Annotated in this window: 13 protein-coding genes and 1 pseudogene; 2 read left to right on the top strand and 12 right to left on the bottom strand. The window is 69.9% G+C overall.

The genetic code is table 11. The annotated features are described in order from the left end of the window. Positions 1–8 precede the first annotated feature (8 nt). A complete protein-coding gene (locus tag DJ017_RS09560; protein ID WP_111528504.1) occupies positions 9–1235 on the bottom strand; it encodes a multidrug effflux MFS transporter in 1227 nt (408 codons plus the stop codon). A gap of 81 nt (positions 1236–1316) precedes the next feature. On the opposite strand from DJ017_RS09560, the gene DJ017_RS09555 reads away from it, so the two are divergent. Both DJ017_RS09555 and pip read left to right on the top strand, forming a co-directional pair. Further along, on the top strand, positions 1317–2291 hold the full coding sequence (locus DJ017_RS09555) for an alpha/beta fold hydrolase (protein WP_227000087.1): 975 nt from the start codon (positions 1317–1319) through the stop codon (positions 2289–2291). A 10-nt stretch (positions 2292–2301) separates the two neighbouring features. Beyond that, the gene (gene pip, locus DJ017_RS09550) at positions 2302–3291 is read left to right on the top strand and encodes a prolyl aminopeptidase (RefSeq protein WP_111528503.1); all 990 of its coding nucleotides are present in this window, start codon (positions 2302–2304) and stop codon (positions 3289–3291) included. Positions 3292–3318: 27 nt separating this feature from the next. Here pip and rodA read toward each other — a convergent pair whose 3' ends face one another. The 11 genes and pseudogenes from rodA to DJ017_RS09495 all read right to left on the bottom strand — a co-directional run bounded on the left by rodA (position 3319) and on the right by DJ017_RS09495 (position 15237). Continuing rightward, positions 3319–4473 carry a rod shape-determining protein RodA gene (rodA, locus tag DJ017_RS09545; protein ID WP_111528502.1) on the bottom strand — a complete coding sequence of 385 codons (1155 nt, stop codon included), beginning with the start codon at positions 4471–4473 and terminating at the stop codon, positions 3319–3321. Next, the gene (gene mrdA / locus DJ017_RS09540; RefSeq protein ID WP_111528501.1) at positions 4470–6458 is read right to left on the bottom strand and encodes a penicillin-binding protein 2; all 1989 of its coding nucleotides are present in this window, start codon (positions 6456–6458) and stop codon (positions 4470–4472) included. The genes rodA and mrdA overlap by 4 nt, the downstream gene beginning before the upstream one ends. A 5-nt stretch (positions 6459–6463) precedes the next feature. Beyond that, complete coding sequence (locus tag DJ017_RS09535; protein ID WP_227000086.1) at positions 6464–6973, bottom strand: hypothetical protein; 510 nt, start codon at positions 6971–6973, stop codon at positions 6464–6466. 305 nt (positions 6974–7278) lie between these two features. Continuing rightward, a pseudogene (gene mreC / locus DJ017_RS09530) lies at positions 7279–8295 on the bottom strand (rod shape-determining protein MreC); the annotation flags it as partial. A 72-nt stretch (positions 8296–8367) separates the two neighbouring features. Then, complete coding sequence (locus DJ017_RS09525) at positions 8368–9411, bottom strand: rod shape-determining protein (RefSeq protein WP_012522835.1); 1044 nt, start codon at positions 9409–9411, stop codon at positions 8368–8370. 204 nt (positions 9412–9615) lie between these two features. After that, on the bottom strand, positions 9616–10326 hold the full coding sequence (locus DJ017_RS09520) for an ATP-binding cassette domain-containing protein (protein WP_227000085.1): 711 nt from the start codon (positions 10324–10326) through the stop codon (positions 9616–9618). 19 nt (positions 10327–10345) lie between these two features. Beyond that, entirely contained in the window at positions 10346–11014 is a 669-nt protein-coding gene (modB, locus tag DJ017_RS09515) for a molybdate ABC transporter permease subunit (RefSeq protein WP_111528498.1), read from the bottom strand. 26 nt (positions 11015–11040) lie between these two features. Then, entirely contained in the window at positions 11041–11817 is a 777-nt protein-coding gene (gene modA, locus DJ017_RS09510; protein ID WP_111528497.1) for a molybdate ABC transporter substrate-binding protein, read from the bottom strand. A 16-nt stretch (positions 11818–11833) separates the two neighbouring features. Beyond that, a complete protein-coding gene (locus tag DJ017_RS09505) occupies positions 11834–12697 on the bottom strand; it encodes an aldo/keto reductase (RefSeq protein WP_111528496.1) in 864 nt (287 codons plus the stop codon). 49 nt (positions 12698–12746) lie between these two features. Next, positions 12747–13628 carry a DMT family transporter gene (locus DJ017_RS09500; protein WP_111528495.1) on the bottom strand — a complete coding sequence of 294 codons (882 nt, stop codon included), beginning with the start codon at positions 13626–13628 and terminating at the stop codon, positions 12747–12749. Between the two features lie 37 nt (positions 13629–13665). Continuing rightward, positions 13666–15237, bottom strand: a complete 1572-nt coding sequence (locus DJ017_RS09495) for a 2-isopropylmalate synthase (protein WP_111528494.1) — start codon at positions 15235–15237, stop codon at positions 13666–13668. Between the last annotated feature and the right edge of the window lie 38 nt (positions 15238–15275).

Genomic DNA, 15275 nt, shown 5'->3' with positions numbered 1-15275 from the left:
GGCTCTCATCAGACCAGGGCCGGGCGCCGGGGCAGAGCCAGGCGATGGAGGGCCAGGGCAGAGCCCGCGAGCGCCGCCAGCATGATCAGGGCCATCGGCCGCGGCGTGCCGTCGTGCAGGGTCCCGGCGAAGGTCGAGGCGAGCGCGCCCGTGCCGAACGACAGTCCGCCGAGCAGGGCCGAGATCGACCCGGCGCGCCTGGGATCGACGTTCAGGGCCCCGGCCATGGTGTTGCCCTGCATGAAGCCGTAGCTCGCCAGGACGCAGAACAGCAGCGGCAGGACGCTCCAGCGCCCGCCGATCCCGCTGACGGCCGCGAGCGCCAGCAGCAGGGTGAAGCCGAGCGAGGCGATGCTCGCGCGGGCCAGCACCTCGTCGGGCGTGGCGCGGCGCAGGATGATGCGGTTCACCTGGTTGGCCGCGATGAGCCCCGCGGCGTTGGCGCCGAACACCCAGCCGAACGCCTGCGGGCTGATGCCATAGGTCTGGATGAGCAGCTCGGGCGAGGCAGAGATGTAGGTGAAGAGCGTGGCCCCGTTGAGGGCGCCGGCCAGGGCGTAGCCCATCAGCCGCGGCTCTCGGGCCAGGGCCAGATAGGTCTGGAAGGGATGCTCGGCGCGCGCATGGGCGGCGGTCTCCTCCGAGCGGCTCTCGCGCATGCGCAGGAGGGCCGCGAGCCCGATCGCCACGCCGAAGGCGGTCATGAACCAGAAGTTCAGCCGCCAGCCGCCGAACGCCAGCAGCGCGCCGCCCAGCAGGGGCGCGAGGATCGGCGCGAGCCCCATGATCAGCATCATCAGCGACAGCATGCGCGCCGTCTCGACGTGGCTGAACCGGTCGCGCACCACGGCCCGCGAGACCACGCCGCCCGCGCAGGCGCCCAGCGCCTGGACGAAGCGTCCGACGATCAGCTGCGGCGCGGTCTGGGCGAAGCCGCAGCCGATGGACGCCAGGATGAAGATGCCGACCCCGATCAGGATCGGCGGCTTGCGGCCGATGCGGTCGGAGGCGGGGCCGTAGACGAACTGGCCGATCGCCATCCCGGCCAGGAAGGCGGCCACCGTGCCCTGCGTCTCGCCGGAGGAGGCCTTCAGCGCCGCGCCGATCGCCGGCAGGCTCGGCAGGTACATGTCGATGGCGATCGGCCCCATGGCGGTCAGGGACCCGAGTAGGATCACGAGCCCCCAGGGCGTACCCTCGCCCGCGGAATGGCGGCTGCTGTCGATCTCGCTCATCGGGCCTTCATAGCCGTTTCGCCGTTCCTGCCGAGCCGCTTTTACGGCAAAGCTTGATCATAAAGAGGGGGAGTCCAGAAGATGTCCGACGCCATGATGCCGCCCGTCCAGAAGGCCAAGGTCAACGGGATCGAGCTGGCCTATTACGAGGCAGGTCCTAAGACCGGCGTGCCGATCGTCCTCTGCCATGGCTTTCCGGAGCTCGCCTTCTCCTGGCGTCACCAGATCAAGGCGCTCGCCGACGCGGGCCGCTGGGTGATCGCGCCGGACCAGCGCGGCTACGGCCTCTCCTCGCGGCCCGAGGCGATCACCGACTACGACATCGAGCACCTGACCGGCGACCTTGTCGGCCTGCTGGACCATCTGGGCGTCGAGAAGGCGATCTTCGTCGGCCACGACTGGGGCGGGATCGTGGTCTGGCAGATGCCGCTGCTGCACCCCACTCGCGTCGCGGGGGTGATCGGACTGAACACACCCTTCATGCCGCGGGCGCCGGCCGACCCGATCCTCATCATGCGCAACCGCTTCGGACCGGACATGTACATCGTCTGGTTCCAGACGCCCGGCGAGCCCGAAAAGGTGCTCGGCGAGGACGCGGGGAAGACCATGCGCTTCTTCATGCGCAAGCCGCGCATGATGCAGGAGGCGGCCCAGCCGCCGGAGGGCGGCTCCACCTTCGCCTTCAAGGACCTCCTGCGCCAGTGGGACGGCAACTATGCCCCCGACGCCTTCCTGACGGAGGAGGAGCTCGCCTTCTTCGTCGACACCTTCAAGCGCACCGGCTTCACGGGCGGCATCAACTGGTACCGCAACTTCACCCGGAACTGGGAGCGGGCCGAGCGCCTTCCCACCAGGATCGACGGCATCCCCTGCCTGATGATCACCGCCGAGAAGGACGCCGTGCTCTCGCCCGAGATGGCCGAGCCCATGCCGGCCTTCATCGGCGACCTCGAGACGCACATGGTCAAGGACAGCGGCCACTGGACGCAGCAGGAGAAGCCGGAGGATGTGAACCGGCTGATGCTGGACTGGCTGAACAGGCGCTTCCCGACTTAGACTGGAGCCCATGGAACGCACCACGCCCGCGCCCGTCGTCTCCGCCCAAGGCGCGAGGCGCGGCCTCTTCCCCGAGAACGAGCCCTTCGCCTCCGGCTGGCTGGCCACCGAGGGCGCTCACGAGATCTACTACGAGGAGTGCGGGCGGGCGGACGGCAAGCCGTGCGTCATCCTGCACGGCGGTCCGGGCGGGGCGATCAACCCGACCATGCGGCGCTTCTTCGACCCGTCGCGCTGGCGGATGGCGCTGTTCGACCAGCGCGGCTGCGGCAAGAGCCGGCCCAACGCCTCGCTGCAGGACAACACCACCTGGGCGCTGATCGAGGACATCGAGCGCCTGCGCGAGCACCTGGGCGTCGAGAAGTGGACCGTATTCGGCGGCTCCTGGGGCTCCACCCTCGCCCTCGCCTACGCGATCACCCACCCCGAGCGGGTCGAGGGCCTCATCCTGCGCGGCGTCTTCCTGCTCACCGAGCGCGAGCTGAAGTGGTTCTACCAGGACGGCGCCTCGATGCTGTTCCCGGACGCCTGGGCCCGCTTCTGCGCGCCGATCCCCGAGGCCGAGCGCGGCGACATGATGGCCGCCTACCACAAGCGCCTGACCCACCCCGACCGTCGCGTCCAGGCCGAGGCGGCGGCCGCCTGGAGCCAGTGGGAGGGCGACACCATTTCGATCCGCGGGCCGGAGGCCCGGCCCTCGAAGTTCAACGAGATCGACTTCGCCATCGCCTTCGCCCGGATCGAGTGCCACTTCTTCGTCAACCGCGGCTTCTTCCCCGAGGGGTGGATCGTCGACAATGCGGACAAGATCCGGAACATCCCCGGCTGGATCGTCCAGGGCCGCTTCGACGTGGTGACGCCGATGGACGCCGCCTGGCGGCTGAAGTCCGCCTGGCCCAAGGCCCGCTTCGAGGTGGTCTGGGACGCCGGTCACGCCTCCACCGAACCCGGCATCGTCGACGCCCTGGTGCGCGCGACCGATCAGGCCCTGATGCTCTGATCTCTCCCGCCGAGGCGGGGGGCGCGATCACATCAGCGCGCCCTTGCCGCTGGTGACTTCCGAATAGCGGTGCACGCGCACGGCCTGCACGAGGCCGAAGCCGACCATCACCGTCAGCATCACTGTGCCGCCGTAGGAGAGCAGGGGCATCGGCACCCCGACCACCGGCGCCAGCCCCATCACCATCGAGCCGTTGATCAGCACGTAGAGGGCGAAGGTGACGGTCACGCCGGCCGCGGCCAGGCGGCCGAAGTGGCTATGGCTGATGTAGGCGGTGCGCAGGGCCATGAAGATCACCGCCGCATAGAGCAGCAGCACCGAGACGCAGCCCACGAAGCCGAACTCCTCGGCCAAGGTCGCGAAGATGAAGTCGGTCTGCTTCTCGGGCAGGAAGTTGAGCTGGCTCTGCGAGCCCAGGCCGTAGCCCTTGCCCAGCAGACCGCCCGACCCCAGCGCGATCTTGGACTGCAGGATGTGGTAGCCGGAACCGGACGGGTCGCCTTCCGGGTCGAGGAAGGTGAGGATCCGCTTCCGCTGGTAGTCGTGCAGGCCGAACATGATCGCCGGCGGCACCAGCAACACCGCGCCGAGGACGCCGGACGCGATCAGCCGCCAGGACAGGCCGGCGAGGATCATCACCACCCCGCCGGTCATCAGGATCAGCATGGCCGTGCCGAGGTCCGGCTGTTTGGCCACCAGGCCCACGGGAGCGAGGATCAGGCCGCCGGGGATCAACAGCCACCAGGAGAGCTGGGCGTTCTTGCCCGAGAGCCCGTGGTAGAAGCGGGCCAACGCCAGGACGAGGCCGATCTTCATGATCTCCGACGGCTGGATGCCCACCGGTCCCAGCTGCAGCCAGCGCTGGGCGCCCAGCGAGGTGCGCCCGACGAGGTCCACGGCGATCAGCAGCAGGAAGGCGATGCCGTAGATCGGATAGGCGAGCGCGAACCAGACCCGCAGGTCGACCAGCGACAGCACGATCATGATGCCGAAGAAGACGAAGTAGCGGGCCAGGTGCGGCGCCGCCCAAGGCATCCAGGACGAGCCGGCGATCGAGAACAGCATGGTTCCGCCGGCGCCGGCGATCAGCGTCAGGGTCAGGCAGAAGATCCAGTCGATTTCGCCGAGCTTGACGATCAGGCGGTCCCGCTCGCCGGGACGGGTCAGGGCGGAGACGGTCATGCGGTCGGGGTTCCTGCCGGCAGGCCCGGTTGCGAATTGGGATCGAGCGGCTGATCCGGCAGATCGGGCACGATGTCGCCGCTCTCCGGACCCGTCGGGGCGGCCGGCAGCGGCAGCGGCTTCTCGATGCGGGCGCGCAGCTCGGGGTCCTTCAGCAGCGCGACCCGCATGATCTCACGCGCCCGCGGCGCCGCGGCCTGGGCGCCGAAGCCGCCATGCTCCACGAGCACGCTGATGGCGTAGCGTGGCTCCTCGATGGGTGCGTAGGCGATGAACCAGGCGTGGTCGCGCAGCTTCCACTGGCCGACGGCGCCGTGAGCGCCGCGACCGCCGCCATAGCTGTAGGCCTGGGCGGTGCCGGTCTTGCCGGCCATCTTGATGTTCGGCCCAAGGCCGAGGTCGGCCACCGCGGCGGCCGTGCCCACCGTCGTCACCGCGGCCATCGCCTCGCGGACGAAGGCCAGGTGCTGCTTGTCGACGGGCAGGTCGCCCCAGGCCGCGCCGGACTTCTGCTCCACCCCGCCGATCGAGCGGATCAGACGTGGGTGCAGCGCCTTCTGGCCGTTGGCGATCCGCGCCGCCTGCACGCAGAGCTGCAGCGGATTGAGGTGGGTGTAGCCCTGGCCGATGGCCATAGAGGGCGTTTCGCCCGGATGCCAGACGGGGTCCTTCTTGAAGGTTCGGCGCTTATAGGCCGTGTCCGGCACGAGGCCCGACTTCTGGCCCGGAATGCCGATGTCGAAGATCTCGCCCAGGCCGAACTTGCGCGCCGTCTCGGCGATCTTGTCCGGCCCCAGGAACAGGCCGACCTGGTAGAAATAGATGTCGCAGGAGGTGGCGATCGCGCCCTTCAGGTCCTGCGCGCCATGCGCCTCGTCGCAGTGCCAGACCCGGCCGCCCCAGGGCCACGCCTTGTTGCAGACATGCACCGTATGCGGGTCGTAGCCGTGTTCGAGCGCAGAAAGGGCCACCAGCGTCTTGAAGGTCGAGCCCGGCGGATAGGTGGCGGTCAGGGCCTTGTTGAACAGCGGCTTGCGCTCATACTCCGCGAGCGCCCGGTACTCGGGGCCCGTCAGCCCGCGCACGAACCGGTTCGCATCGAAGCTCGGCCCGGAGAACATGCACAGGATGTCGCCGGTGCGGCAGTCCATCATCACCGCCGCGCCGCTCTCCTCCCCGAACACCTGCTCGGCCCGCAGCTGGACGTCGGCGTCGATGGTGAGCTTGATCTCCTTGCCGGGGACGGCGGGGATGTCGCCTTCCGGATCGGCCCGGACCTCGCGGCCGTTGGCGTCGACCTCCACCTTTCGGGCGCCGGGCTTGCCGCGCAGATCGAGGTCGAAGGCCTTCTCCACCCCCTGCTTGCCGATCCGGAAGCCGGGGTTGAGCATGATCGGCTCGGAGTTGGGGCCGGTTTCGGTGATGTCCGTCTTGTTGACCTTGGCCACGTAGCCGACCACGTGGGCGAAGGCGCCGCCGTGCGGATAGACCCGCACCTCGCCCATGTCCGCCGTGACGCCCGGCAGCTCCGGATTGCGCAGGTTGATCGCGCTGAACTGCTCCCAGGTCATGTCTTCCATGACCTCGACCGGGGCCCGCTTGGGCGCCGAGTTGATGTCCCGGGTCAGCCGCGCCTGGCGCGCGTCGTCCAGGGGCACGAAGTTGGCCAGCGTCTTCAACGTGCCGGGCACGTCGATGCCCTTGTCGCGCGCCACCAGGAGCCGGAAGTTCGGCCGGTTCGAGGCCAGCACCACGCCGTTGCGGTCGACAATCAGGCCGCGTGGCGGCGGCATCAGCTTGAAATTGAACTGGTTCGAGGCGGACAGCTTCTCGTAGCGCTGGGTCTCCACGAGCTGCAGCTGGGCGAGCCGCCCGCCGAGCGCGACGAGGCCCAGGCCGGCGAAGCCGCCCAGCACGAAGGCCCGGCGGTGGAACACGCCCTGCCGCTCGTTGACCTCCTCGAAGAAGATTGAGGGTTCGGCCATAGCCCCTACCGGAACCTCACGTCGGCGTCCTCGAACATGTCGATCAGCCGGTGGGCGAAGGGATAGAGGACGATTGTGGCGAGGTATTGCCAACCCGTGGCGATGAGGCTCGGCATGGCGTGGTCGCGCACGCTCACCACCAGGAATCCGACGCCCATCGAGACCGCAGTGACCACGCCGTACCACACCCAAAGGGCGCCGCGGCTCTGGCCCGCCGTCATGCTGCGCCCGCCCAGCACCAGGCCGTAGGCGATCAGCAGGATCAGCGCCCAAAGTCCGAACGCGCCGCCCCAGACGATATCCAGGAACAGCCCCATCAGCACTGTGGCGAATGGCGCGAGCACGGAGGGCCGGATCACCGCCCAGGCGAAGACGACCGCCATCGGGAACACCGGCTCAGGAAGCTGAAGCCCCCACAGTCGCAGGGGTATGGCGAAGAGGATGGTCACCGCCAGCGCCTGGACCATCGGGATGCCCAGCCAGCGCCACGGCTCCAGCGAGCGGACCGCGCTCAATGGGGCGGCTCCGCGTCCGCGCCACTCACGGCGGCTGGCTTGGAGGCGGCTGGCTTGGAGGCGGGCGGCTTGGGCGCTGCCGACCTGGTCGCCGCGGGCTTCGCAGCGGCAGGCTTCGGAGCGGTCGGCTTGGTCGAGGTCGACTTCGTGGTCGTGGCGGCGGCTTCACCCTTCGTGGGCTGGGCGCCCGACGCCTTCGCTGTGGGCTTCGCGGGCGAACTCGCCGCAGCTTTCGGTGCGGCTGCGCCCGGCGCCGGCTTGGCCGAGACGGTCGTCTTGGCGTCGGCCGGCTTCTTGACCTCCGCGGGCTTCGGTCCGGCCGCGGCGGGCGCGATCGCCGGCGACGCAGCCGGCTTGGGCGAAGCGGGCGCGGTCGTCGAAGGAGCAGGCGTCGCGCTCGCCGGCGCGACGCCCACGGTCTGGGCGCCGGCGGTCGGCGGCGGCACATGCTTTTCGGCCAGTTGCTTCTGGTTCACCAGCTGGGTGAAGTCCTCGAAGAACAGGATCCGCACGAAATCGATGGGCGCCTTGTCGGACGCCAGCACCACGCGCCAGCGGCCGTCGAGCCCCTTCACCGCCGTGCCCACCGGCAGGCCGCGCGGCATGACCCCACCGTCGCCGGAGGTCATCACGCGGTCGCCTTCCTTCACAGGATCCTGGCCGCGCAGGTACTCGAGCTTGGGATTGGGCCCGCCGTCGCCGGTCAGGATGGCGCGGGCGTTGGTGCGGTCGATCATCACCGGCACCTTCGAGGCGGTGTCGGTGAGCAGCAGCACGCGGCTGGCGCCGGTGGTCACGCCCATGATCCGGCCGACGAGGCCGTTCTCGCTCATCACCGGGTTGCCGACCTTCACCCCCTTCTCGATGCCGGCGTTGGCCAGCCGCGTGTTGGCGAAGGGCCCACGGCTGTCCAGCACCACGCGCGCGGCGACCATCGGGATCGGGGGATCGGTCTTCAGACCCAGGAGGGTCCGGTAGCGGGCGTTCTCGTTGCGCAGCGCCAGGGCCACGTCACGCCACTGGCGCATCTCCTTGAGCTCGGCCTTGAGCCGGTGGTTTTCGGAGACGGCGAAGAAATAGCCCTTCACGGCGTCCACCCCGGCGCCGGTCCAGCGGCCAGGAGCCGAGAGGGCGTCTCCAACCGGCGTCATCACCCGGTCGGCGACGCCGCGCGTCGCGCCGTAGGCCTCGGCCCGGAAGGTCTCCCGGCGATCGGAGACGAGCACCGCGATCACGGCGACGGCCGCCACGACCACGGCGATCCCCGCCGTCCAGGTCAGCGGGACCTTGAGTTCACCGAGCGGAGACTCCCTTAGGGACACCTTGTGGCCTCGTCGTCAGCAGTCGCGGCAGCCCCCCGCCGCTCCACCACCGGAGCGTGAGTCGCGAGGTCCCTAGGCTAGCGTGGATTCGAGCACGCCCTTCATCCATTTCGGATGTTCGAGCACCTTGCCGCACCCCAGCGCGACGCAGGACAGCGGATCGTCGGCGACCGTCACGGGCAGGCCGGTGTGGTCGCGGATCTCGGCGTCCAGGCCGCGCAGCAGGGCGCCGCCGCCGGTGAGCATGATGCCCTTGTCAGCGATGTCGGAGGCGAGCTCCGGCGGGGTCGCTTCCAGCGCCATCTTCACCGCGTCGACGATCTGGCCGACCGGCTCGGAAAGCGCGTCCGAGGCCTGCTTCTCCGAGATGCGCACCTCGCGCGGCACGCCCTGCATCAGGTCGCGGCCCTTGACCTCGATGGACAGCCCCTCGCCGTCGGCCGGCGCCCGGGCCGTGCCGATCTCCTTCTTGATCCGCTCGGCGGTGGTTTCGCCGATCAGGAGGTTATGGTTGCGGCGCATGTAGCTGATGATCGCCTCGTCCATCTTGTCGCCGCCGACGCGGACCGAACGCGAATAGACGATGCCGGAGAGCGACAGCACGGCCACCTCGGTGGTGCCGCCGCCGATGTCGACGACCATCGAGCCGGTCGGCTCGTGGATCGGCAGGCCGGCGCCGATCGCCGCGGCCATGGGCTCGTCGATCAGGCCCACGCGGCGGCCGCCGGCGTTGAGGCAGCTGTCGTTGATGGCCCGGCGCTCCACGGCAGTGGCGCCGGACGGCACGCAGACGATCACCTTCGGGTTCACGAAGCCCTTCCGGTTGTGAACCTTGCGGATGAAGTACTTGATCATCTCCTCGGCGACTTCGAAGTCGGCGATGACGCCGTCGCGCATGGGGCGGATAGCCTCCATGTGCCCGGGCGTGCGGCCGAGCATCTGCTTGGCTTCGATACCCACCGCGTGGACCACCTTGCGGCCCCCCACGTTGCGCAGAGCCACCACGGAGGGCTCGTTGAGCACGATGCCCTTGCCCTTCATGTAGATGAGGGTGTTGGCGGTGCCGAGGTCGATGGCGATATCGTTGGAGATCGCGCCGAAGAGGGAAGAGATCATGCAGGGCCCTGACGACTAGGGGCTGGGGTCCGATTCCGCCGGGTTTTCGCAACGAGCCCGACGACGCCAATCACTGTGCGTCGAGTCGCTGTTTTGTCCGGCAGGCTTGTCGTCCCTGTGCCCTGCCCCATGGTCGAATTCAAGGCTTAAAGAGCGGTGTGCGCCCTCCCGTCGCGCGCGAGTTTTTTGACAGAGGTTCGCCTCTTAATCGCCATGATCCGGCGTTTCGGCAATTTCGCCGAGCAAAAGCTCCCGCGCCAGAGGCTGGGAGAGCAGTTCCGAGGCGCGCCCCGTCAACTTGAGCGATCCCTGGTCCAGTAAGGCGATGCGGTCGGCGAGCCGGGTCACCTCGTCGATGTCGTGACTGACCAGCAGCATGGGAATCGACAGGCCGTTGCGAAGCTCGGCGATCTCGGCGTGCAGGCGGGTCCGGGTGCGGCGATCCACCGCCGAGAACGGCTCGTCGAGCAGCAGGACCTTGGGATCGCGCGCCAGGGCGCGGGCGATCGCCACCCGCTGGCGCTGGCCGCCGGACAGTTCGGCCGGACGCCGATTCTCCAGGCCGTCGAGGTGCATGCGGCGAAGAAGCTCGGCGGCGCGCGGCTGCCGCTCCGTCGCGGGACAATGGCCGAGCGCCACCGCCACGTTGCCGAGCGCGGTCAGGTGCGGGAACAGGGCGTGTTCCTGGAAGACCAGCCCCACCGCCCGGCGGTGCGCCGGCAGGTCGATCCCCCCCGCGCTGTCGAACCAGGTCTCGCCGTCGACTGCGATGCGGCCGCCCCTCACCTTGGTCACGCCGGCGATGGCGCGCAGCAGGGTCGTCTTGCCGGCGCCGGACGGCCCCACGACCCCCAGGACCTCGCCGGGCGCGCAGGCCAGTTCGACCTCCAGCGGGATCGGCTGGGCCTGAGACAAATGGACGTGAAGACCCGGCTCAGCCACGGCGTGCGCCCACCCGGCTGGAGACGCCATGCACCACGGCGATGGCCAGGATCGAGAAGGCCAGCAGGGCGGCGCTCATCGCGCCCGCCGCGCCGAAGTCGAAGGCCTGCACACGATCGTAGATCGACAACGCCAGGGTCCGCGTCTGGCCCGGGATCGAGCCGCCGACCATCAGCACCACGCCGAACTCGCCCATAGTGTGGGCGAAGGTCAGGGCCAGGGCCGAGAGCACGCCCGGCCAGGCGAGCGGCAGTTCGATCCGCCAGAAGGTGGCCCAGGGCGAAAGTCCGCTGACCCAGGCGGCCTCCCGCACGTCGCTCGGCAGGGCTTCGAAGGCCCTCTGCATGGGCTGCACCGCAAAGGGCAGGTTGAAGATCAGGCTGGCGGCCAGCAGGCCGGCGAAACTGAAGGCCAGCGGGTGGCCGAAGGCCGCGCTCCAGGCGTTTCCGAGCCAGGAGCCGCCGCCGAACGCGGCCAGCAGATAGAAGCCGAGCACGGTGGGCGGCAGGACCAGCGGCGCGGCCACCGCCGCCTCGACCACGGGCCGGCCGGGAACGCGGCGGAAGGCCAGGGCGCGCGCCAGCACCAGCCCCAGCGGCACGAGCAGGACCACCGTCCAGGCGGCGAGCCTGAGAGAGACCCCGAAGGCGTCCCAGTCCATGCCCCCTGCCCCCATGCCAGCCGCAGTCACTTGGGGACGCTGAAGCCGTAGCGGGCGAGGATCGCCCGACCCTGCGGCCCCTGCAGGTATGCGTAGAAGGCCCTGGCCGTCGGCCCGGCGCCCTTGATCAGCGCCGCCCGCTGGCGAAGCGGGGCGTGCCACTCGGCCGGCAACAGCACGAAGCGGCCCTTGGCCTTCACCGCCGGCGTCAGCGCCAGCGACAGCGGAATGACGCCGCCCTCGGCCGCGCCGGAGGCGGCGAATTGCGTCGCCTGGGCCACGTTCTCGCCGAGGACGAGCTTGCCCTCGACGGCGCTCCACGCGCCGGCGTGCTGCAGCGCCTGGACCGCGGCGCGCCCATAGGGCGCGTGCTCCGGATTGGCGATGGCGAACTTCCGAAGTCGCCCGTCTGCGCTCGCCGCGATCAGGTCCTTCAGGGACCCGTCCGCCTTCAGCCGAGAGCCATAGGGGACAAAGAGCCCGATCCGCCCCACCGCATAGAGGGCGCCCGGGTCCTCGGTCCGGCCGGCCTGGGCGAGCCTCGCCACATAGGCCTCGTCGGCTGACAGGAACAACTGGAAGGGCGCCCCCGCCAGGATCTGCTGGGTGAAGGCGCCGGAGGAGCCGAACACCAGCTTCACGGGGCGATGGCTCTGGCGCTCGAACGCCGCCGCGACCTGCGGCAAGGCGCCGGAGAGGTCCGCCGCGGCGGCCACCACTGGCGCCGGCTCGGCGGCTCTGGCCGGAGCGCGGCCCGCGAGCTCGAGCGCCAGCGCCGCCAGCAGCATGGCGAAGGTCTTCATGGCCGCGAAGCTAGGGTCAGCGCCTTGGCGGCGCAATCGCGCTCAGCGCCTCGAAGTCCTCGTCCGAGAGGCGGATCGCGGCGGCGGCGACATTGTCCGTCAGGTGCGCCGGGTCGCGGGTGCCGGGAATGGGCAGCATCACGGGGCTGCGCCGCAGCAGCCAGGCGAGCGCCAACTGGGCCGGGGTCGCACCGTAGTTCGGCGCGATCCGGTGCAGGGTCTCGTTGGTCATCACGCTGCCCTGCCCCAGCGGATACCAGGGCATGAAGCCCACCCCATGCGCCTCGCACCAGTCGAGCACCGCTTCGGAGTGGCGGTTGGCCAGGTTGTAGAGGTTCTGCACGGTGGCCACCGGGAAATAGGCCTGGGCGGCCTCGATCTCCTCGATGCCCACTTCCGACAGCCCCACGTGACGGATCACCCCCTCGGCGCGGAGCCGGGCGATGGCGTCGAACTGGTCATGGATCGGCGTCTTCGGGTCGATCCGGTGAAGTTGCCACAGGTCGATGGTCTCGACGCCGAGGCGGCTGGCCGATTGCTTGGCGGAGGCGATCAGGTATTCCGGCCGACCGAGCGGGATCCAGGCATTGGGCCGCGGCCGGGCGTAGCCGCCCTTGGTGGCGATCACCAGGTCCTTCGGATAGGGCCGAAGGGCCTCGCGGATGGTCAGTTCGGAGACGTGCGGGCCGTAGGAGTCGGCGGTGTCGATGAGGTTCACGCCGAGGTCGGGCAGGCGCCGCAGGAGCTCGACCGCGCCGCGAGGCGCTTCGCCCCAGCCCTCGTCGCCGCACATCCAGTAGGCCCCAAATCCCAGCCGGTTGACGGTGAGATCGCCGCCGATGGTGAAATGGCCGCCCGCCGCCGCGTGAGGTTGCGCCATGGGATGAGCCTCCTTGTCGCCAGGGTTAGCAGCGTTCCCGACGCTGCTGCTACCCCAGAGCGGTGAGCGCCACCCCGCCCGCCGCCAGGGCGCCGCCGAGGAGCTGGCGAAGGCTGAGCTTCTCCTTGAAGAGCCGCCGCCCGGCCGCCGCGGCGATCGGCGCCTCGATGACGCCGACGGCGCGCACCGGCCCTGCCGGCGCCATGGCGAGCGCGCCGAACCAGCAGGCCGAGGCCGCCGCGCCGAAGAAGCCCGCTCCGAGCGACTGACGCCACGACTGGACCACGGCCCGCAGCGCGCCGGGCCGCCAGACGGCGAGCGCAGCCACCAGGATCAGCGACTGGATCGTCTGGGCCACGCACACCGCGGCGGTCGCCGAATAGAGCGGATGCGCCGGTTCCAGCGCCCGGCCAGCCTCACGGTATGCGTTGAGCGCCACGGCGAAGGCGGCGCCGGAGGCCAGGCCCATCAGCACGCCGAACCCTGCTCCCTCCATCTGCTCGCGGCGCGGCCAGGAGAGGATGGTCAGGCCCGCGCTGGTGACGGCGATGCCGATCCACGCGTGGGCGTCGAGCGCGTCGCCCAGCAGCAGCCAGCCGCCGATCGCCGCGAGCGGCAACGACGCCTGCTGCATCACAGTGGCGACGGCGAAGCCGGAGCGGCGCATGGCCACCAGCAGGGCGGCCGTGGCGCTCATCTGCGCCACCGCGCCGAGGGAGACGCTCAGCAGGAAGCGCGGCGAGATGCTCGGGGCCACGCGCCCCGCGAGCGTCGCGGCGATGGCGAAGATCGCCAACGAGAACGGCAGGCCGAACAGGAAGCGCACCAGCGTCGCGCCCCAGGGGCCGGCGTCGCCGACGAGGCCGCGCTGCAGCGCGTTGCGCGCCACCTGCAGCGGCGCGGCCGCTGCGGTCATGAAGATCCAGAGCATGTCCGTAAGCTCCGCCCCGCTTGCGCGGAGCGAGGGCTCAGAACCCGCTGGCGACCTTGCCGGGCGCGCTCTTCTCCTTGCGCGCCTGGAGGTTGTTGAGCGCGTTGACGTAGGCCTTGGCCGAGGCGGTTAGCGTATCGGTGTCGGCCGCTTGGCCCGTGGCGATGCGGCCGTCCTCCTCGAGACGGACGGAGACCTGCGCCTGGGCGTCGGTGCCCTCGGTCACCGCGTGCACCTGGAAGAGGCGCAGGATGGCCTCGTGCGGAACGGCGGCGCCGATGGCGTTGAACACCGCGTCGACCGGACCGTCGCCGGTCGCGTTGGCCGACTTCTCCTCGCCATCGATGGTCACCGTCAGGAAGGCCTCCTGCGGGCCCTCGGTGCCGGCGATCACGCGCAGGTGTTTCACCTGGATGCGGTCGGCGCCGGACGCCAGCGCGTCGTCCACCAGGGCGACGATGTCGTCGTCGAAGACGTGCTTCTTCTTGTCCGCCAGGTCCTTGAAGCGCTGGAAGGCCTCGTTCAGGGCGTTCTGACCCAGCTCGTAGCCCAGCTCCTTCAGCTTCTCGCGGAAGGCGTGGCGGCCGGAGTGCTTGCCCATCACGAGATTGCTCTCGATCTGGCCGACGTCCTCCGGCTTCATGATCTCGTAGGTCTCGGCGTTCTTCAGCATCCCGTCCTGGTGGATGCCGCTCTCGTGGGCGAAGGCGTTCTTGCCGACGATCGCCTTGTTGAACTGCACCGGGAAGCCGGTGATGGCCGAGACGTAGCGGCTGGCGCGGGTGATGTGCTGAGTGTCGACGCCGGTCTCGAAGGGCAGCTTGTCGCCGCGTACCTTGAGCGCCATGACGATCTCTTCCAGCGCCGCATTGCCCGCGCGCTCGCCGATGCCGTTGACCGCGCACTCGATCTGACGCGCCCCGCCCTGGACGCCGGCGATGGAGTTGGCGACCGCCAGGCCGAGGTCGTTGTGGCAGTGGGTGGAGAAGATCACCCCGTCGGCGCCCGGCACGTTGGCGATCACGTCGCGGAACAGGTCCGCGTATTCGCTGGGATAGCTGTAGCCGACGGTGTCGGGCAGGTTGATGGTCGTGGCGCCGGCCTTGATGGCGGCCTCCACGCAGCGCAGCAGGAAGTCGCGCTCGGTGCGGGTGGCGTCCTCGGCCGACCACTCCACGTCGTCGGTCCAGTTGCGCGCGTGGCTCACCGACCGGGTGACCATCTCCAGCACCTGCTCCGGCTCCATCTGCAGCTTCCACTTCATGTGGACGGGGCTGGTCGAGATGAAGGTGTGGATGCGGCCGCGCTTGGCCTTCTTGATGGCCTCGCCGCAGCGCTCGATGTCCGCCTGGCCGGCGCGCGCCAAGCCGCAGACGACGCTCTCGGTGACGATCTCGGAGATCTGCCGCACGGCCTCGAAGTCGCCGTTCGAGGCGATCGGGAAGCCGGCCTCGATGACGTCGACCTTCATCTCCTCGAGGATCTTCGCCAGCTCCAGCTTCTCTTCCAGCGACATGGAGGCGCCGGGCGACTGCTCGCCGTCGCGCATGGTGGTGTCGAAGATGATGACGCGGTCGCGCTTTTCAGCGGCGGAATCGGTGACGGACATGGATTTCAAATCTCTTCGCGGGGTTCAGGACAGTCGGG

The sequence above is a fragment of the Phenylobacterium soli genome (genome assembly GCF_003254475.1).
Lineage (GTDB): Bacteria > Pseudomonadota > Alphaproteobacteria > Caulobacterales > Caulobacteraceae > Phenylobacterium > Phenylobacterium soli.
This window is presented reverse-complemented; position numbering and strand designations above follow the sequence as displayed.